Here is a 16,684-nt window from a genome sequence, read left to right as displayed (position 1 = left end):
CGACATGTCCTCCTCCGGCACCACCGAAGCCCCCACCACCCCTCGGCGACCGGTGATCGCCTGGGCGCTCTGGGACTGGGGTTCGGCGGCTTTCAACGCCGTGGTCACGACGTTCGTCTTCAGCACGTATCTGGCCAGTCAGCTGTTCGTCGACCCGGCGATCGTGGCGGCGGCGAACGGCGACGACAAGAACCCGGCGCTCGTGCGCGCTCTCGCCGACAACGCGACCCTCGTGGGCGTGGCGCTGATGATCGCCGGAATCGTGGTGGCCCTCGTGGCCCCGGTGCTCGGACAGCGATCCGACGGCACCGGACGCCGCAAGCTCTGGCTCGGCATCAACACCGGCCTGGTCGTGCTGGCGATGGCGGCGATGGTGTTCGTCGAGGGGACGCCATCGTTCCTCGTGCTGGGCGCTGCGCTCATCGCGGTCGGCAACGTCTTCTTCGAGTTCGCGAGCGTCAACTACTACGCGATGCTCACGCAGGTCTCCACTCGCGAGAACATCGGCCGGGTCTCGGGCTTCGGCTGGGGCATGGGTTACGTCGGCGGCATCGTGCTGTTGCTGCTGTTGCTCGTGCTGTTCATCCAGAGCTTCGGAGATCCGGATGCCGGCGGGCTCCTGGCCGTGACCAAGGAGGGCGGGTGGAACATCCGCCTCGCCGTCTTGGCATCCGCCCTCTGGTTCGGCGCGTTCGCGATCCCCGTGCTGCTGCGCGTTCCGGAGATCGCCGCCCGCCGTCGCCAGGTACGCGTCGGCTTCTTCCGCTCCTACGTGGTGCTGTGGGGAACACTGCGTGCGCTCTGGCGCGACAGCCGTCAGGTTCTGCTCTTCCTCGTGGCCAGCGCGGTCTTCCGCGACGGCCTCGCCGGCGTCTTCACCTTCGGCGCGATCATCGCCGCGCAGGTGTTCGGTTTCAGCTCGACCCTGGTGCTGTACTTCGCGGTGGCCGCGAACGTGGTCGCCGGAGTGAGCACCTTCATCGCCGGTCGTTTCGACGACAGGTTCGGCCCGAAGCGGGTCATTGTCATCTCGCTGATCGGACTCATCGTGCTCGGCGGAGCCGTGCTGTTCATCGGAACGTCGCAGACCGCGTTCTGGATCACCGGCCTCGGCCTGTGCGCCTTCGTCGGCCCCGTGCAGTCGGCGAGCCGGTCCTTCCTGGCCCGCGTCGCCCCCGAGGGGCGGGAGGGCGAGATCTTCGGCCTCTACGCCACGACCGGTCGAGCCGTGTCGTTCCTCGCCCCCGGCCTGTTCGCCCTTTTCGTCGGCATCACGGGCGACACGCGCCTCGGCATCCTGGGCATCGTGCTGATCCTGGGTGCGGGATTGCTGCTGCTTCTCCCGGTGAAGGCGAAGCCCGCCGTCATCGTCTGAGCCCGCGGCATCCGGATGCCGGGAACGCGGCCGGAGCTCCCGCGGTCAGTCGCGCGGCCAGGCGTCGGCGAACTTCGCCAGCAGGCGGGCGAATTCGGTGCGCTCGGCGTCGGTGAACGACTCCAGGGCGGACCGCACCGCGTCGCGGCGTCGCCCGCGGAATCCGGAGACGAGTCCCTCGCCCTGCGCGGTGAGACGCACGCGGGTGCGGCGGGCGTCTTCGGGGTCGGGCTCGCGTTCGACGAGGCCCATCTGCACCGCCTGCTGCACGAGGCGTGACGCGCGCGGCTGATCGACGCCGACCGCCTCGGCGATCTCGCTGACCGAGAGCGATCCGGATGCCGCGATGAGGGCGTCGAGCATGCGGAGGCGCGCGGGGCCGGCGAACCGGCCCGCGGCGGCGTCGGCCCACGGCGGACCGCCGTGACCCCAGGGGCCGCCGCGTCCTCCATGCCCTGCGCCGTGGCCCGCTCCGTGGTGGTGCGGCGCCTCGGACGGGAACGGCGGACGTGGTCGGCGGCCGCGCAGTCGGGAGAGGGCGGCCGCGATCTCATCGGCGGGGTCGGATGCCATGCAGCGATTTTACATGTCGCTTGACAAGCATCGGGAATACATGTCACAGTACATCCGTTGTCACATGACATACATCGGCGGAACTCCCGCCCGCGAAAGGACACCCTGATGAACACCTCCACACCTCTGGATCCCCGCAGCCTCGCCCATCGCCTCACGACGGTCGGCCACGCGCTGCATCACCGCTTGTTCGCGCAGCTGCGCGACAGCGACCTGCACCCCAAGACCGTCTTCCTCCTGCGGGCCATCGACGGCCGCATCGACGCCCCCTGGGTCGCCGAGCGCCTCGCCCGCGGAGGCAAGCGCGTCTCCGCCCTCGCCGACCGCGGATGGATCACCTCCACCGACGACGGCTGGGCGCTCACCGACGAGGGCCGCGCGGTCCTCGACCGCCTCGACGCCGACCGTTCGGCATTGCTCGCCGACGTCCCCGCCGACGAGCTCGAGCGTCTCGTCGCAGCCCTCGGCACCCTCGAGAGCGCACTGGGCCTCGACGCGGAATCGGGCGACGACCGCGGTCGCCGTGGCTTCGGCCCCGGGTTCGGTCCGCGCGGTGGCTTCGGCCCCGGTTTCGGTCCGCGCGGCGGCTTCGGACCCTTCGGCCCGGGCGAGCGCTACGGGTTCGACCCCGAAGCGCGCGGTTTCGACCGCGACGCTGACGGCGAGGGCCGTCGCGGACACGGCGGACCCCGAGCGAACGACGGCGACACCGACCACGCCCGCGGCGAGCGCGGCGCCCGCCACGGCCACGGCTTCGGCCCCGACTTCGGTCACGGCCGCGGACGCGGACACGGCGAGCGCGGTCACGGGTTCGGACCGGGCTTCGGCCACGGTCGCGGACACGGCGACGGCGAGCGCGGTCACGACCGCGGACACCGGGCGGCTCAGCGCGCCTACGAGCGCGGCTTCGACGCCGGGTTCAGCCGCGGGCGCGAGTCCACGGCATCCGGTACCCCCTCCGACATGGAGCGCGGCCCGGTCGCGGAGTGATCCGCGAGAAACCGCTCAGGCGGGTGAGACACGGCGTGAGAGGCCGGGTCTCACCCGCCTCTGTGCGTCTGGAGACGGATGCCGGCGCTCAGCGTCCCGCGGATCCAGCGTCGGTCGAGCCGACGTCGGTGCGGTGGAAGTTCAGCGCTGAGCGCGACGCGGTCGGACCGCGCTGCCCCTGGTAGCGGTTGCCGTAAGGACCCGAGCCGTAGGGATTCTCGGCCGGCGAGGTGAGGCGGAAGTAGCAGACCTGGCCGATCTTCATTCCGGGCCACAGCTTGATCGGCAGGGTCGCGACGTTCGACAGCTCGAGCGTGACGTGCCCCGAGAAGCCGGGGTCGATGAAGCCCGCGGTCGAGTGGGTCAGAAGGCCCAGCCGCCCGAGCGACGACTTGCCCTCGAGGCGTGCGGCGATGTCGTCGGGCAGCGTCACGCGCTCGAACGTCGAACCGAGAGCGAACTCCCCCGGGTGAAGGATGAACGGCTCGTTCGGGTCGACCTCGATCAGACGGGTGAGCTCGGGCTGATCCTCGGCCGGGTCGATGAAGGGGTACTTGTGGTTGTCGAACAACCGGAAGTAGCGGTCGAGCCGCACGTCGACGCTCGAGGGCTGGACCATGGCCGGGTCGAAGGGCTCGAGACCGAGGCGCTTCGCGTCGAGTTCGGTCCGGATGTCGCGATCGGAGAGCAGCACGCCCACAGCCTACGGGCGGGGCCCGCGCTCGCGCTGTCGGGTTTCACCCTGCTTGCGCCGCGTCGACATGACCGGCGTTGATCTCGCGTGTGGCGCGCGAGGACGTATCCGTTCGCCGAGAACGCGCGCCGTTGCACGCAAGGGAATGCGCGCTCGACGAACGAATGCGGTTTCGCCGGCGGAGGCGGCTTCGGGGGCGGATGCCGAGGGATGCGGCGACGACGCTGTTATGCTGGCCGGGCTGCCGCAAGGCGCACGGGGCTGTAGTTCAATGGCAGAACTTCTGCTTCCCAAGCAGATAGCGCGGGTTCGATTCCCGTCAGCCCCTCAAAGGTCCGGCTCATCGCCTCGGCGATGGAACGGACCTTTTGCGTGGGTGCCGTAGGAACCCGAACCCGCAGCGGGGGGGCCCACGCCGCCCGAGGCTCCGCGCGCTGCGCAGCGGCGCGTGGAGGGGCGGTGGGGACGATTCCCGTCAGCCCCTCAAAGGTCCGGCTCATCGCCTCGGCGATGGAACGGACCTTTTGCGTGGGTGCCGTAGGAACCCGAACCCGCAGCGGGTGGGCCCACGCCGCGTCAGGGCACGTACTCCTGAGAGGAATAGTCGAGCGAGAGGGCCAACGTCGTTTCCTTCGGCCACGCCATCACGCTGACCGTGCGAGGGTCGATGAAGTTGCCGGAGATGCGCAGCTGCGGTTTCGCGCCCATTCTGTTCGCGAGCTGTTCCGGGGTGACGCCGTCGGGTGGTTGGACGACGAGCTGCGTCGCGCACCCACCACTCCCGCACGACACGTCCTCCGAGAGGATGCGCGCTCCTGCCGGAAGCTGAACGATGGACGCGGGAGGCCGGTCGCCCTCGTCGGCCATCATGAACAGATAGCCCACGTAGAGGCCATATATGACGGCGGCCACCGCCAACAGGATGAGCGTCACGCGACGAAGATCCCGTCCGGCATTGGTTCGCGAGCTCACCTCGTTCACGCTACCCGCCGCTCACGCCGCGCCGACGACCTCCGCGCTCGTCACGAGTGTCGCCCCGGCGCCGGACAGCGCGGCGAGGAACGCCGCGTGCACGATCGCGCCGTCGACGTCGGTTCCGCCATACGACAGGTCGGGCGCGGCGCACGCGTCAGCCACGACCGACACCTCGTACCCGAGGTCGATGGCGGCGCGGACGGTGGCATCCACGCACATGCTCGTCATCATGCCGACCACGAGCAGGGGGCGCTCGCCCAGCGCCCGCAGCTGGTCGTGCAGGTCGGTGCCGACGAAGGAGTTCGGGGCGTGCTTGACGATCACGACCTCGTCGCCGGTGGGGGCGACGCGGTCGTCGATCTCGGCGCCGGGCGTGCCGACCTCGAGGAAGCCGCCGCCCGCGGGGCTCTCGTGGCGAACGTGGATGACGGATTCGCCCTGATCGCGCTGGTGCGCGAGCACCGCAGAGGCCGCGTCCGCCGCGGCATCCGGACCGACGAGAGGGTGCCGACCACCGGGGAAGTAGTCGCGCTGGATGTCGATGATGACGAGCACGGGGTTCATGGGTCACGCCTCTCCGCGCCGACGCGGCGCGTCGTCCAGTCGACCACCCGCGCCTGGGAGCGTCAATCCGTCGTCATGTGACCCGGGCCTCTGCGCCAGCGACGCGCGGCGGGTGACAGTCGCATTGTGCATGGCGATGGCGAGGAAGGCGGGCGCGAAGGCCACCACCATGGGGATCGCCGACCAGTAACCCATGACCGGCCGGAGGAACGCCGTCACCGTGAAGATGATCGTGCCGAGCCCCAGGAATCGCAGGAGAAAACTCATCCCACGCCCATGACGGGGGTTGCGGTTCCAGGGGACCTTCTCATCCGGAGCCGCCAGGATCACGACGAGCACGGATGCGAGCCACAGGGTGGCTCCCACGAGCATGAGCGTGATCGGAAGGGCTTCGGTCATCGCTCCAGGCAACCCGCCCCCGCGCCGAACCGCAACCGTCTCCGCCCGATTCGCGCAGACCTGTCCCGCTTACGAGGGCAGCAGCCCCGACAACCGGCCCCACAGGTCGCCGATGATCGGACCGATGTCGGCGGCGCGATCGGCCGAGCCGACGGCCACGGCGACGAGGGGGAACACCGTTACCGCGAGGGCGATGAGCACCGCCAGCACGCTCCACACCCCGGCGGCGGCGGGCCGACGGCGGGTGAGGGCGAGCAGCAGCGCGCCCGCGGCGAGCACGATCCCGAGGAGCGTCACACCCGTGACGCTCAGCACGGGGAAGGGCACGAGCCCCGCCGTGCTGGCGGTGGTCGCGGCGAGGAACCCCGTGAGCGGCAGGAACAGCCCGACCGCGATCAGCACGACGACGACCGCGCCGACGCCCGTGGCGATGTAGACGCCGCGCGGGCGACGGACGAACACCCGGCTCGACGTCTTCACGACAGGCCTCCCTCGCTGCGCGGCGAACGCGCGGGGCGTGCGGGCGCGGCATCCGGGATCAGAAGCGACGGGAAAGACAGGTCGATCATGTCGAGTCCTTTTGATCGGCGAGGTCGGTGGAGGGTGCGCTGAGCGAACCCGAGAAAAGGGAAGGGAGGGGGGGGGCGGATGCCGCGACCTCGCGGCCACGCGGCGCTCCGCTCCCGACGGGTCAGTGGACGCGCGACTCGTCGTCGTCGTCGTGGTCATCGTCACCGGGCACGTGCACGTCGTCGACCGCGACATCGACCTCGACCACGTCGAGTCCGACGATGTGCTCGATCGATCCGGCGATGCGGGCGCGCACCTGGTCGGCGACCTCCTGGATCTGTGCGCCGTACTCGACGACGATGGTGACGTCGACGGCCGCCTGCGTCTCGCCGACCTCGACCTTGACGCCCTGCGTCAGGTCGGTGGCGTTGACGGCGTCGCGGATCGCGCCGAACGCGCGGGCTCCGCCGCCGCCGAGGGCGTAGACGCCGGCGACCTCGCGAGCGGCGATGCCGGCGACCTTGGCGACCACGCCGTCGGCGATCGAGGTGGTGCCCTCGGTACGCGCTTCGGGACCACGGCCGCCGAGCGGACGGTTGACGCGCGAGGCGGCGCGGGGGACGTTGCGCGCAGCGGGGGTGTCGGTGGGGGCGGGGGTGTTCTCAGCCATGACGGTTCCTTTTGAGCATGACGACCCGGGGGATCCGAGGCGCTGAATTCGCTTACACAGAACAGACGTACCGGGCGCCGGATACGTCACGCGGGGGTTGCACCTCGTCGTCAGGTGTGCATCGAAATGAATAGGCTTACGGCGTATATCCCAGTGCCGGCGCGACGGTCAAGACCACGACCATCCCCCCGTCGGCGGTCATCGTGGTCGTGTGGCGGTGGCGCGCGGAGAGGAAATCCGCGCGTGACGAATTCCTGGCTGGCCACGTCCACAACGCGATGCCGGTGCACCGCCGGCCACGGAAGGAGCACCCCGTCATGGGAAAGAAGAAGAACGAAAAACGAAACGAGCCGGTCGCCGTCGAGGATTCGACGGTCGAGCAGCGCGCCCAGCACGCCCCGCAGTGGTCGTCGTCGGCGCGCTACGCGGCCGAGTTCTTCGGAACCTTCCTGCTGGTGCTGGGCGGAGTCGGCACGGCGTTGTTCGCCGCCAACTTCCCCAGCGCCGACGACAACCAGGCGGGCGTCGGGTTCCTCGGCGTCGCACTGGCGTTCGGCTTGACGCTCGTCGCCGGCATCGCCGCCGTCGGCCACATCTCCGGCGGTCACTTCAACCCGGCCGTGACGCTCGGCCTCCTCATCGCCGGCCGCACCGACGCCCGCCACGTGCCCGGCTACCTGCTCTCGCAGGTGCTCGGCGGCATCGTGGCCACGAGCGTGCTCGCGCTCGTGCTCTCGGGCAAAGACGGGGCCTTCGCCGCGGCCCAGTCGACCGGCTTCGCCTCGAACGGCTTCGGCGACGGCAGCCCGGGAGGCTACGGCCTGGTGTCCGTCTTCCTCGTCGAGGCGGTGCTGACAGGCGTGTTCGTCGCCGTGATCCTCTCGATCACCGCGAAGAAGGAGTACGTGACCCTGGCCCCCATCGGCATCGGCCTCACCCTCACGCTGATCCACCTCATCAGCATCCCGATCTCGAACACCTCGGTGAACCCGGCGCGCTCGATCGCCGCCGCGGTCTACGGCGGCGCCCTGCCGGTGTCGCAACTGTGGGTCTTCATCGTCGCGCCCCTGGCCGGTGCCGCCGTCGCGGGCCTGATCGTCCGCGCGCTCGGTCGACGGGTCGTCCAGGCCGCGTGAGCCGGATGATCACCCGCTTCACGGAGGTAGGCTCGGGTCTAGCCGACGGGCGGGGCTTCGCGCAAGCAGGCCCGAGCCTGCCTCATCACCGCGTCACCATGGTTACCCACACCATCGGAGAGCCACATGATCCGCCACACACGAGATGTCACCGACTCAGCCGCGCCTCGGCTGAGCCGCGAGGCCATCATCGCGTGCGCCCTCGAGCGAATCGACGACGACGGCCTGGGCGGGCTGTCGATGCGCAACCTCGCCAAAGCCTTGGACGTTGAGGCCATGTCGCTGTATCGCTACGTGAACGGTCGCGAAGACCTGCTCGAAGGCGTCGTCGACGTGCTCATGACCGGTCTCACGGCGGCCCTGCGCGATGCGCGCGGCGACAGCTGGCAGCGGTTCCTGCAGGTGACCGCGCACGAGGTGCGCAACGTCGCCGTGGAGCACCCGCGGGCATTCCCGCTGGTCGCGACGCGCCACCCCGCCGCACCCTGGCTGCGGCCGCCGCTGCGCAGCGTCGAGGTGGTCGAGATCTTCCTCGCCTCGCTGATCGACTTCGGCTTCAGCGACCAGCAGGCCGTCGACGCCTACCGCGCGTTCAGCAGCTTCCTGCTGGGGCAGTTGCTGCTCGAGGCCGCCGTGCGCGGTGCCGAGACGGGGCCGGTCGAAGAGGTCCTCGACGAGGGCGATGCCGACCTCCCGCAGGGCGACGGCGAGCGCGAGGTCGAACACCTGCCGCAGGTGATGCGCCTGCGCCCGCTGCTCAGCGAGGATCGCGCCGACGAGGAGTTCGAGGTCGCCCTGGAGTCGCTCCTGGATCGCCTCGACCGGGAGATGTCGCAGTAGCCCCCACGTGCGCAGGTGCGACGCCCCGTTCAGGTCGAGGATCGCCCCCGACGCCCACTGCGAGTGCGGCGAACTGAGGTAGACCACGGCATCCGCCACCTCTTCCGGCTCCGCGACGCGGCCGAAAGGGCTCTGCGAACGGATGCCGTCGCCGCCCTCGCCCGAGAGCTTCGTCTGCTGCCGGTCGGTGCCGACGAAACCCGGCGCGACCGAGGTGACCGAGATGCCGTGGGGAGCGAGCGCGACCGCGAGCGATTGCCCCATCGCGTGGAGTCCCGCCTTGGCGGCTCCGTAGGCGGGGAACTCGGGCTCTCCGCGGAACGCTCCGCGCGAGCCGACGTTGACGATCGCGCCCTCGATGCCGCGGTCGATCATCGAACGAGCGACGAGGAAGGAGACGTTCGCCGGGGCCAGCAGGTCGACGGCCACCATGCGCTCCCACACGCGGTGCCACGCGTCGAAGTCGGTCGTGGCGATCGGATGCGACGTCTCGGCGTTCGGCGCGATCGCGGCGTTGTTGACGAGCACGTCGATGCGTCCGAGCCCGGACACCGCCTCCTCGACGACCCGCGTGGCCACGGCAGGGTCGGACAGATCGCCCTCCACCAGGAGGTGCCCCTCGCCGTGGAGCTGCGACAGGGTCTCTGCGGCCGCGTCGCGGTCGCTTCCGTAGTGGACGGCGACGCGGTCACCGCGCCGGCTGAGGGCGACGGCGATGGCCCGACCGATTCCGCGCGAGGCGCCGGTCACGAGGGAGTGCTGCATGGCTCCATCGTGCCGGATGCCGAGCGTCCAGGTGACACCGCGAAACGGCGATGCCACCCGGACTGTCCGGGGCTCACACGTCGGGGCGATGAACCGGTCGCGTCCGACGTGGGTGGCTCACGCTACGTCGATGCCCGGCGCCCGAGGTGGGCTTGACGAGCTCCTCGACGAGTGCGTGGTCAGGCGCGGGTGAAACCTTCGAGGTCGGGGTCCCAGAAGGCGTCGGGGTTGGTGGTCTCATCCAGCGGCTCGACGGCGATCGCGGGCGCCTGGGGGAAACGCTTGTGCTGGCGCAGCTCGTGCGCGGCCCAGGAGAAGTCGGGCTCTTCGCCCTCCCAGGAGGCCGGAGCGCTGAGCACGTCGTTGCCGACGCCGATCACGAGCTCGGCTTCTTCGTGACGTCCGCGCGCGGTGACGATCGGGATGCTCACGGCCTCGGCCTGCCCCTCGGCGGCGATCGATGCGGTCAGCTGCACGAGCGCCTCCGCCACGTCGTCGGTCGTGGTCACGGTCTCGCCGGCATAGGTCACACATCGCATCCCCACATGCTCGCCGCTCGGGGCGCAGCCGGGGGGCCGGTTGCTCCCGCGACCGCACTCCGATACGGCGATGTCGGGGGCGACCGCTAGTGTCCGACGAAGAGGCGCACGAAGGAGCGATCATGGCCGAGGCACCCGAGCTCACCGTCGACGACGCCGCCGCGTGGCGCGCGTGGCTCGATGCGCACGAGGCCACGAGCGACGGCGTGTGGCTCGTGCTCGCCAAGAAAGGCACCGTCGAGCCCACCACCCTGACCTACGCGCAGGCGCTCGACGAAGCCCTGTGCAGCGGCTGGATCGACGGACGCAAGCAGTCTCGGGATGCCGCGACCTTCCGCCAGCACTTCACTCCCCGCCGCGCGCGGTCGATGTGGTCGAAGCGCAACGTCGACATCGTCGCCCGCCTGGCCGATGAAGGACGCATGCGGCCCCGCGGCGCCGACGAGATCGCCCGCGCGCAGGCCGACGGGCGATGGGAACGCGCGTACGCCGGCTCGGCCGACATCGAGGTGCCACGCGAACTGCAAGAGGCCCTCGACGCCTCCCCCGCAGCGGCCCGCGCGTTCGCCGCGCTCACGAAGGCCGAGCGCTACTCGGTGCTGCACCCGGTCGTCACCGCCGCGACCGAGAAGACGCGGGCCGCGCGCATCGCGAAGCACGTGGCCGCGCTCGAGGGCGGGGGCGGTCCGCAGCCGAGCTGAGAAGGCCCCGCGGCCGTCGGCGCCGACGAGAATGGGCACATGCGCACCAGACTCCTGCGGATCGCCGCCCTGACGGCATCCGTCATGCTCGGTCTGGTCGCGTGCGCCCCCGCCTCACCCCCCGCCGAGGTGCCGGCGAGCACGACGCCCACCGACGCACCGGTCGTGTCGTTCTACGGCGACTCGTACACCCGTGGCACCGGCGCCAGTTCGTCGAACGAACGGTGGTCGACGATCATCTCGGTCGACCGGGGCTGGCAGGAGATCAACCACAGCGAGAACGGCCTCGGCTTCGTCAACCTCCGCGCGCGCCTGCGCAACGGTCTCGACGACGTCCCCGCGCTCGTGATCGCCGATCACCCCGACATCGTCTTCGTCACGATGGGCCTGAACGACAACTTCAGCTACGACGAGCGCGCCGACGAGATCCACGCCACCATCGACAGCGACCTGCAACGGCTGCGCAACGGTCTGCCCGCGGCACGCATCGTCGTCGTCGAGCCGTTCTGGTACACCGCCGACCGGCCGGCCTCGCTCGACGTCATCTCGGGGTGGATCGAAAACGCCGCCGCGCGCATCGGGGCCGATCACATCGACGGAGCCAGCCGGTGGCTCGACGGCCACTACGCCGACGATGCCGACAGTTGGATGGCCGGCGACGGTCTGCACCCGAACGACACCGGCTACGCCCACATGGCGGAACAGATGGATGCCGCGCTTCGCGCCCTCGACCCGCCGCTATGACGACAGCGGTCGCGACGATCCGCGTCGGCCGAGCGCCCAGACGCCCGCCGCGACGAGGAGCAGGAGCGTCAGGATGCCGACCACGTGCAGGGCGAGCGACGCGAGGCCGCGCTCGGGCAGGAGGAAGCCGTAGGGAACCCACCCGTCGGTGGCCCCTCGCACGAGGACGACGGTGATCCACACGAGCGGGTAGGGCAGAACCCACCACAGCTGACGCCACGCGAGCCGGGGCCGATCGGGAGCCGTCGCGACGTCGACCACGACGAGCGCGGGGAACACGACGTGCAGCGTCACGCTCACCCACGGGGGCGCCGAGCCCGTGCCCGGCACGAGCCCGTTGTAGACGACCGCAACGACCACGAGGCACGCCGCGCCGATCGCCCACGCCAGCGTCACGACCCGCGGAACCGAGCGGCGAGCGAGCCCGAGACCGCCCACGACGATCAGCACGAGAGCCGTCAGCGTGCTCGTCTGATTGGTGAAGTAGCCGAAGAAGTCGAAGGGGTTGCCGTCGTCGGCGGCGATGCGCAGCGCGTACGAGTAGGCCACCACGGCGACAACGAGCACGCCGACCACGATCCGGGCCACGGCGCGCGGCTGCCCTCCGCTGCAGATGCTGTCGAGGCTCATCCCGCGACGATAACGCGCGGGAGGGGAGCTCAGACCTCGGCGGCGGTCCGCGCGCGGAACCACACGGTCAGCTCGCGCACCGCACGGATCGCGTCGTCGTCGTCGTCGGACTCGAGGTCGTCGAACGTGTCGCGGAAGCCCTCGGGCGCCAGAGTCGAAGGGACGCCGATCGGCTCGTACCCCATCGTCCACTCCGAGAACCGGCGCTCGTCGATCTCTTCCGAGAGCAGCATGCGGACGTCGGTGTGGCGCGGGTCGCGGCGGATCTTCGTCATGAGCTCGTCGACGGCGTCTTGCGGGCCCTCGAGCACCTGGAAGAACCGCCCGCGCCGGTAGAGCAGCATGCCGGTCAGGTCATGCTCGTGGTTCGAACGTCGGCTCTGATCGAGGAGCTCGGCCAGGCGGGCGTCGTCGAAGGACTCGGCCGCCGCGCTGACGTACGAGATCGAGACGAGAGGGGTGCTCACGATCGGTTACCGTCCTCGACGCGTCGGGGAGCGGGCACGCGCACCTGCTCGAGGGTGATCTCGGCGTCTTGCGGGGGCTGGCCGTTGGTGACGGCGGCCATGGCCGCCGTGAGCGCTTCGAAGCGGCCCACGAGGCGCGAGCGGCCGTCGAAGGCGTGGAAGGAGCCGCCGGGTTGCCGGTCGATGTAGCCGAGGAAGACTCCCTTGCGGCTGCCCACGTGGAACCCCTCTTCGACGCGGGCCCAGACGACGCCGGCGCCGGGGCGATCGGGAGACACCATGCTCACCTCTCCTTTCGCCCGCGCGAGGAGACCGGGCACGAGTGACCGTACCCGGAGCCACCGACACCGAGCGGCCCTTGACAGATCGCTCACCCGACCCCAGCCGAGATGTGCGGATCGCTCAGGAGATCGCGGCCCGCACCTGGGCGGCGTCGTCGGTGCCGGTCGCTTCGGCGATCAGACCCCGCTCGACGCGGTACATCGCGAACGAGGCGATGTTCACCCGCCGACGCGTGGCCGGCAGATGCGCGAACGTCCCCGTGTGCGTGCCCCCGGCGCGCAGGTGCACGGCCAACCGGTCGTCTTCGACGAGCAGCTGGATGCGCTTGGCCTGCCAGTCGGGAAAGGCGTGCAGCAGCTCGGCGTAGTCGGCGATCCAGGCCTCGGCCCCGGCCGGCAGGTGCGCGCGGCGAACCGACGGGTGGACGAAGCCGCGCACGGCCTCGATGTCGTGACGGTTGTAGGCGTCGAGGAAGTCGGCGAACCACTCGCGCATCTCCCAGGGCTCCACCCCTCCATTATCGAGGCGGATGCCGCGGCGTCGGCGCGTGCGCCTCGCCCGAGCCGTCGCACGCCGGGGCCGAGTCCGGTCTGCTCGCCGGGTCCACGGCATCCGCTCGCCTTCGCCCCGACTACCCGTGCAGCAGCGAGCCGAGTGTCCAGAACACGCCGCGCCCACCCGAGCCGTGCGGCGTGTCGTGGACGCTCGAGACGCGGTCAGACCACCTGCGCGTCCTCTCGCTGCGCGGCGCGCAGCTGGTCGGCCAGGTGCCGTGCGCCGCGCACCGCGATCGCGATGCTCGTGAGCGTGGGGTTCATCGTGTTCGCCGTCGGGATGAGCCCGTTGCCGCCCACGACGAGGTTCTCGAAGCCCCAGACGCGCGAGTACGGGTCGGCGACGGACGTTGCGGGATCGGTGCCTGCGCGCATCGTGCCCATGAAGTGCAGGCTCGAGCCGTTCGGCAGCAGACGCGGCTCGGCGATGAACGTGCCCAGCGCCTGCCCGGCGCGGCGCAGACGTTCGGTCGCCTCGGCGATCTCGGCGTTCTCGCGCTCGGTGAGGGCGTAGTCGATCGTGAAGTTCGGCATGCCGCGGTAGTCGAGCTCATCGTCGCTGAACGTGGCACCGTCTTCGACGCGAGGGAACTTGCGCGTGCCGAAGCCCATGTTGACGTACCCCCAGCGGTTGGCGGCCGCGGGGTGGTCGGCGGGGAGGGGGAACGGCGGGGTCTCGGCGTACATGATCTGCGCCGAGTACGGGTGGTCGGGCTCCGAGAACGGAATGCGGTTGACCGCGGCCACCGGGTCGGCGGGATTGGTGGCCCGCCGCGCGAGCTCCGCCTCGAGTTCCTCGTCGGAGACCAGCGCACTCATGCGCTCGGCGTCGAGGGCCACCGTGCTGATGACCACGTGGTGCTCGGTCAGGTAGCGCCCGAGGGGCGCGGGACGGATGCCGGACGCCCACAGCAACTGCGGGGAGCGGAACGCGTCGGCGGCCACCACCACGGCATCCGCCTCGACGAACGACTGCTCGCGGGTGCGGAGGTCTTCGACGACGAGCCCGCGGACGGTCGTGCCGTCGTGCTCGACGCGGCGCACGAGCGTGAGGTCGCGCAGCTCGAAGCGGGCCGCGGTGTCGCTGCCGGGCTCGATGAGGGGTCCGAGCACGGTGTCGGCTCCGGCCCAGCGCATGGTGCCGTCGGGCTGCGGGTCGCCGGCGACCGGCAGGGTGCTCACGCCGTAGCCCTCGGGCAGTTCGGCGCCGAACTCGCGATCGAGAAGAGTGCGGATGGCCGCTCCGACCGGGGAGTCCGAGAACGCGGCGCTCTGCTTGTGCAGCAGGTCTTCGGCGGTGGAGACGAGGTCTTCCCACTCGTCGTCGGCGATGAAGGGCAGCTTCTCGCTGAAGGCCGGGCGCGGGATCGCGCAGGTCCAGTGCGCGCCCTGCCCGCCGACGTTGGTCGCGGCGGCCGCGGCGGGGAACGCCTGCGCGTGCGCCGACCCCGGCCCGCCGAAGTCGAGCAGGTGCGTGCCCTGCCGGGCGGTGAACATCCCCTCGACGATCGCCCCTGCGGGGATACCGAGCGACTCCCGGAAGGAACCGGCCTGCGGGCCCTGCGACTTCTCGCGGGCGCGCGCCTTCTCGTCGGGGTCGGTGATGTTGCGCACGCTCTCGCCGGGGCGCTCGGTCACCTGCGGTCCCGCCTCGAACATGATCACGCGGGCGTCCGGCAGCGCCTCGAGCAGGAGCCGGGCATAGGTCGAACCGATGGGCCCGCTGCCGACGACGGCAATGGTGGGGGTGGCGGTCATGGTCTCTCCTTCGAAGGCCGCTCAGGCGGGTTGACGGGCGGGGGCGGATGCCGCGGGCTGGGGCGTGTCATCCGACAGACGCCCCGGGGGCAGCAGCAGGGCGATGACGACGCCGCACGCGTAGACCGCGGCGAGGCCGAGGAAGACGGGCGCGAAGACGTCGTGGTAGACCACGGCGATCTCGTCTTGCACGGCGGGGTCGGCGGCACGCACGAGGGCCGGGGTGAGGGTCGCCGCGTCGAGACCCACGGGGAGCGCGGCGGCGACGCCGAATCCGACGATCCCGCCGACGACGGCGGTGCCCACGGTCGACCCGACCTGACGCACGAGGTTGGTGGTGGCGGTGACGGCCCCGAGGTCGGACCGCGCGGCCGCGCTCTGCACGACCGCGAAGATGAGGTTGGTGAACGACCCCGTGCCGATGCCGACGAGCGCCATGACGATCATCGGCACCCACAGCGGCGCCCCGACCGGCAGCACGGCCATCGCGGCGAGCCCCGCAGCGCCGAGCGCCGTTCCGATCACGGGGTAGGCGCGGTAGCGACCCGAGCGGCTCACGAGCCACCCGGTGAGCAGGCTGCTGACGAGCATGCCGAGCACGGTCGCGATGGGGACGAGCCCCGACACCGTGGCCGTGGCGCGGTACGCCATCTGGATGTAGGTGGGGACGTACGCCACGATCGCGAAGAGCCCCGCGCCGACGACGAGCGAGAGCCCCAGGCACACGAGGATCGTGCGGTGGCGCAGGATGCGCGGCGGAAGGATCGGCTCGGCCGCTCGCCTCTCGATCACGACGAGGACGGGGATGCCGACGACCACCGCGACCGCGCAGACGATCGCCGCGGGACGCAGCGCGTCATCGCCCGCCCAGGTCACCGCGAGCACGAGGGCGAGCAACGTGGCCGTGAAGACGATCGCCCCGGGCACGTCGAAGCGCGGATGGGCTCCGCCGGGCAGGCGCGGCACGGCGACCATCGCGAGGGCGAGCGCCACGACTCCGACCGGGAGGTTGATCCAGAACACCCACGACCAGCCCCAGAAGTCGGTGATGAGTCCGCCGACGACGGGTCCCACGACGATGGCGACCGGGAACGCCGCCCCGATGATCGCCATGTAGCGCGGACGCTGGCGCGGGCTGGTGACGCGCGCGATGATCGTCTGCGACATCAGCTGCAGGCCCGCCGAGCCGAGCCCCTGCAGCACGCGTGCCGCGATGAGCCAACCGAGATCGGGGGCGAATCCGCACACCAGCGAGGCCGCGAGGAAGGTCACGAGCGACACCAGGAACACGCGCCGGGGTCCGACGACGTCGCCGAGCTTGCCCAGTACGGGCAGCATGGCGGTCGCGGCGAGCGTGTAGCCGACCATGATCCAGCTCATGTGCTCGAGCGCACCGAGGTCGCCGGCGATCGTGGCGAGCGAGGTCGAGACCACGGTGTGGTCGAGCGCGCCGAGGAACGAGACGGAGAGGAGGGCGGCGACGAGGATCCGCAGCCGCGCGGGAGAGAGAGTCATGCG

Annotated in this window: 20 protein-coding genes, 1 tRNA gene and 1 pseudogene; 7 read left to right on the top strand and 15 right to left on the bottom strand. The window is 71.0% G+C overall.

Going from position 1 to position 16,684, the window contains the following annotated elements:
* The first annotated feature begins 4 nt into the window (after positions 1 to 4).
* Positions 5 to 1,375: an MFS transporter gene (locus tag ABXS86_RS11385; protein WP_353666246.1), complete on the top strand. Its 1,371-nt coding sequence runs from the start codon at positions 5 to 7 to the stop codon at positions 1,373 to 1,375.
* Positions 1,376 to 1,420: 45 nt separating this feature from the next.
* On the opposite strand, the gene ABXS86_RS11380 is transcribed toward ABXS86_RS11385, so the two are convergent.
* Entirely contained in the window at positions 1,421 to 1,948 is a 528-nt protein-coding gene (locus ABXS86_RS11380; protein WP_307207184.1) for a MarR family winged helix-turn-helix transcriptional regulator, read from the bottom strand.
* A gap of 108 nt (positions 1,949 to 2,056) precedes the next feature.
* On the opposite strand from ABXS86_RS11380, the gene ABXS86_RS11375 reads away from it, so the two are divergent.
* Positions 2,057 to 2,938, top strand: coding sequence for a MarR family winged helix-turn-helix transcriptional regulator (locus ABXS86_RS11375; RefSeq protein ID WP_353664520.1), 882 nt, complete (start codon positions 2,057 to 2,059; stop codon positions 2,936 to 2,938).
* 88 nt (positions 2,939 to 3,026) lie between these two features.
* Here the strand turns inward: ABXS86_RS11375 and dcd are convergent, their stop codons facing one another.
* Positions 3,027 to 3,632 carry a dCTP deaminase gene (dcd, locus tag ABXS86_RS11370; protein WP_307207188.1) on the bottom strand — a complete coding sequence of 202 codons (606 nt, stop codon included), beginning with the start codon at positions 3,630 to 3,632 and terminating at the stop codon, positions 3,027 to 3,029.
* Positions 3,633 to 3,889: 257 nt separating this feature from the next.
* Here dcd and ABXS86_RS11365 point away from each other — a divergent pair.
* Positions 3,890 to 3,960 (top strand) — tRNA-Gly (locus ABXS86_RS11365).
* A gap of 248 nt (positions 3,961 to 4,208) precedes the next feature.
* Here ABXS86_RS11365 and ABXS86_RS11360 read toward each other — a convergent pair.
* The 5 genes from ABXS86_RS11360 to ABXS86_RS11340 all read right to left on the bottom strand — a co-directional run bounded on the left by ABXS86_RS11360 (position 4,209) and on the right by ABXS86_RS11340 (position 6,750).
* Positions 4,209 to 4,565: a hypothetical protein gene (locus tag ABXS86_RS11360; protein ID WP_307207190.1), complete on the bottom strand. Its 357-nt coding sequence runs from the start codon at positions 4,563 to 4,565 to the stop codon at positions 4,209 to 4,211.
* A gap of 60 nt (positions 4,566 to 4,625) precedes the next feature.
* The gene (locus ABXS86_RS11355; RefSeq protein WP_353664519.1) at positions 4,626 to 5,171 is read right to left on the bottom strand and encodes a cysteine hydrolase family protein; all 546 of its coding nucleotides are present in this window, start codon (positions 5,169 to 5,171) and stop codon (positions 4,626 to 4,628) included.
* Positions 5,172 to 5,174: 3 nt separating this feature from the next.
* Positions 5,175 to 5,570 (bottom strand): hypothetical protein, encoded by a 396-nt coding sequence (locus ABXS86_RS11350; RefSeq protein ID WP_353664518.1) that lies wholly within the window; start codon positions 5,568 to 5,570, stop codon positions 5,175 to 5,177.
* Between the two features lie 69 nt (positions 5,571 to 5,639).
* Positions 5,640 to 6,050 carry an MFS transporter permease gene (locus tag ABXS86_RS11345; protein WP_353664517.1) on the bottom strand — a complete coding sequence of 137 codons (411 nt, stop codon included), beginning with the start codon at positions 6,048 to 6,050 and terminating at the stop codon, positions 5,640 to 5,642.
* Between the two features lie 211 nt (positions 6,051 to 6,261).
* A complete protein-coding gene (locus ABXS86_RS11340) occupies positions 6,262 to 6,750 on the bottom strand; it encodes an Asp23/Gls24 family envelope stress response protein (protein ID WP_353664516.1) in 489 nt (162 codons plus the stop codon).
* A 317-nt stretch (positions 6,751 to 7,067) separates the two neighbouring features.
* Between ABXS86_RS11340 and aqpZ the strand changes: the two genes are divergently transcribed.
* On the top strand, positions 7,068 to 7,886 hold the full coding sequence (gene aqpZ, locus ABXS86_RS11335) for an aquaporin Z (RefSeq protein ID WP_353664515.1): 819 nt from the start codon (positions 7,068 to 7,070) through the stop codon (positions 7,884 to 7,886).
* 126 nt (positions 7,887 to 8,012) lie between these two features.
* Complete coding sequence (locus ABXS86_RS11330; protein WP_307207201.1) at positions 8,013 to 8,726, top strand: TetR/AcrR family transcriptional regulator C-terminal domain-containing protein; 714 nt, start codon at positions 8,013 to 8,015, stop codon at positions 8,724 to 8,726.
* A 36-nt stretch (positions 8,727 to 8,762) separates the two neighbouring features.
* On the opposite strand, the pseudogene ABXS86_RS11325 reads toward ABXS86_RS11330, so the two are convergent.
* Both ABXS86_RS11325 and ABXS86_RS11320 read right to left on the bottom strand, forming a co-directional pair.
* Positions 8,763 to 9,491 (bottom strand): annotated as a pseudogene (locus ABXS86_RS11325) (SDR family NAD(P)-dependent oxidoreductase); the annotation flags it as partial.
* Between the two features lie 179 nt (positions 9,492 to 9,670).
* Positions 9,671 to 10,030, bottom strand: a complete 360-nt coding sequence (locus ABXS86_RS11320) for a hypothetical protein (protein WP_307207204.1) — start codon at positions 10,028 to 10,030, stop codon at positions 9,671 to 9,673.
* Between the two features lie 122 nt (positions 10,031 to 10,152).
* On the opposite strand from ABXS86_RS11320, the gene ABXS86_RS11315 reads away from it, so the two are divergent.
* Positions 10,153 to 10,731, top strand: a complete 579-nt coding sequence (locus ABXS86_RS11315; protein WP_307207207.1) for a YdeI/OmpD-associated family protein — start codon at positions 10,153 to 10,155, stop codon at positions 10,729 to 10,731.
* A 39-nt stretch (positions 10,732 to 10,770) separates the two neighbouring features.
* On the top strand, positions 10,771 to 11,475 hold the full coding sequence (locus tag ABXS86_RS11310; RefSeq protein ID WP_353664514.1) for an SGNH/GDSL hydrolase family protein: 705 nt from the start codon (positions 10,771 to 10,773) through the stop codon (positions 11,473 to 11,475).
* Here the strand turns inward: ABXS86_RS11310 and ABXS86_RS11305 are convergent.
* From ABXS86_RS11305 to ABXS86_RS11280, 6 genes are all read right to left on the bottom strand, one after another.
* Positions 11,470 to 12,105: a Pr6Pr family membrane protein gene (locus ABXS86_RS11305; RefSeq protein WP_353664513.1), complete on the bottom strand. Its 636-nt coding sequence runs from the start codon at positions 12,103 to 12,105 to the stop codon at positions 11,470 to 11,472. The genes ABXS86_RS11310 and ABXS86_RS11305 overlap by 6 nt on opposite strands.
* 29 nt (positions 12,106 to 12,134) lie before the next feature.
* On the bottom strand, positions 12,135 to 12,572 hold the full coding sequence (locus ABXS86_RS11300) for a BLUF domain-containing protein (protein WP_353664512.1): 438 nt from the start codon (positions 12,570 to 12,572) through the stop codon (positions 12,135 to 12,137).
* Positions 12,569 to 12,853, bottom strand: a complete 285-nt coding sequence (locus ABXS86_RS11295) for a hypothetical protein (protein ID WP_307207215.1) — start codon at positions 12,851 to 12,853, stop codon at positions 12,569 to 12,571. Before ABXS86_RS11295 ends, ABXS86_RS11300 begins: the two co-directional genes overlap by 4 nt.
* A gap of 121 nt (positions 12,854 to 12,974) precedes the next feature.
* Positions 12,975 to 13,364, bottom strand: a complete 390-nt coding sequence (locus ABXS86_RS11290; RefSeq protein WP_307207216.1) for an ester cyclase — start codon at positions 13,362 to 13,364, stop codon at positions 12,975 to 12,977.
* A 206-nt stretch (positions 13,365 to 13,570) separates the two neighbouring features.
* Positions 13,571 to 15,166, bottom strand: coding sequence for a GMC oxidoreductase (locus tag ABXS86_RS11285; protein ID WP_353664511.1), 1,596 nt, complete (start codon positions 15,164 to 15,166; stop codon positions 13,571 to 13,573).
* 21 nt (positions 15,167 to 15,187) lie between these two features.
* Positions 15,188 to 16,681, bottom strand: a complete 1,494-nt coding sequence (locus ABXS86_RS11280) for an MDR family MFS transporter (protein ID WP_353664510.1) — start codon at positions 16,679 to 16,681, stop codon at positions 15,188 to 15,190.
* Positions 16,682 to 16,684 lie beyond the last annotated feature (3 nt).

The organism is Microbacterium sp. che218 (genome assembly GCF_040436305.1).
Lineage (GTDB): Bacteria > Actinomycetota > Actinomycetes > Actinomycetales > Microbacteriaceae > Microbacterium > Microbacterium algihabitans.
The sequence above is the reverse complement of the archived record's forward strand: the minus strand, read 5'-3'. Positions and strand labels throughout refer to the sequence as shown.

Coding starts and splice junctions, on each gene's coding strand:
- ABXS86_RS11330 (WP_307207201.1), top strand. CDS start 8,013: ATGATCCGCCACACACGAGATGTCACCGACTCAGCCGCGCCTCGGCTG.
- ABXS86_RS11380 (WP_307207184.1), bottom strand. CDS start 1,948: ATGGCATCCGACCCCGCCGATGAGATCGCGGCCGCCCTCTCCCGACTG.
- ABXS86_RS11295 (WP_307207215.1), bottom strand. CDS start 12,853: ATGGTGTCTCCCGATCGCCCCGGCGCCGGCGTCGTCTGGGCCCGCGTC.
- aqpZ (WP_353664515.1), top strand. CDS start 7,068: ATGGGAAAGAAGAAGAACGAAAAACGAAACGAGCCGGTCGCCGTCGAG.
- ABXS86_RS11315 (WP_307207207.1), top strand. CDS start 10,153: ATGGCCGAGGCACCCGAGCTCACCGTCGACGACGCCGCCGCGTGGCGC.
- ABXS86_RS11340 (WP_353664516.1), bottom strand. CDS start 6,750: ATGGCTGAGAACACCCCCGCCCCCACCGACACCCCCGCTGCGCGCAAC.
- ABXS86_RS11320 (WP_307207204.1), bottom strand. CDS start 10,030: ATGCGATGTGTGACCTATGCCGGCGAGACCGTGACCACGACCGACGAC.
- ABXS86_RS11310 (WP_353664514.1), top strand. CDS start 10,771: ATGCGCACCAGACTCCTGCGGATCGCCGCCCTGACGGCATCCGTCATG.
- ABXS86_RS11350 (WP_353664518.1), bottom strand. CDS start 5,570: ATGACCGAAGCCCTTCCGATCACGCTCATGCTCGTGGGAGCCACCCTG.
- ABXS86_RS11355 (WP_353664519.1), bottom strand. CDS start 5,171: ATGAACCCCGTGCTCGTCATCATCGACATCCAGCGCGACTACTTCCCC.
- ABXS86_RS11385 (WP_353666246.1), top strand. CDS start 5: ATGTCCTCCTCCGGCACCACCGAAGCCCCCACCACCCCTCGGCGACCG.
- ABXS86_RS11305 (WP_353664513.1), bottom strand. CDS start 12,105: ATGAGCCTCGACAGCATCTGCAGCGGAGGGCAGCCGCGCGCCGTGGCC.
- ABXS86_RS11285 (WP_353664511.1), bottom strand. CDS start 15,166: ATGACCGCCACCCCCACCATTGCCGTCGTCGGCAGCGGGCCCATCGGT.
- ABXS86_RS11280 (WP_353664510.1), bottom strand. CDS start 16,681: ATGACTCTCTCTCCCGCGCGGCTGCGGATCCTCGTCGCCGCCCTCCTC.
- ABXS86_RS11375 (WP_353664520.1), top strand. CDS start 2,057: ATGAACACCTCCACACCTCTGGATCCCCGCAGCCTCGCCCATCGCCTC.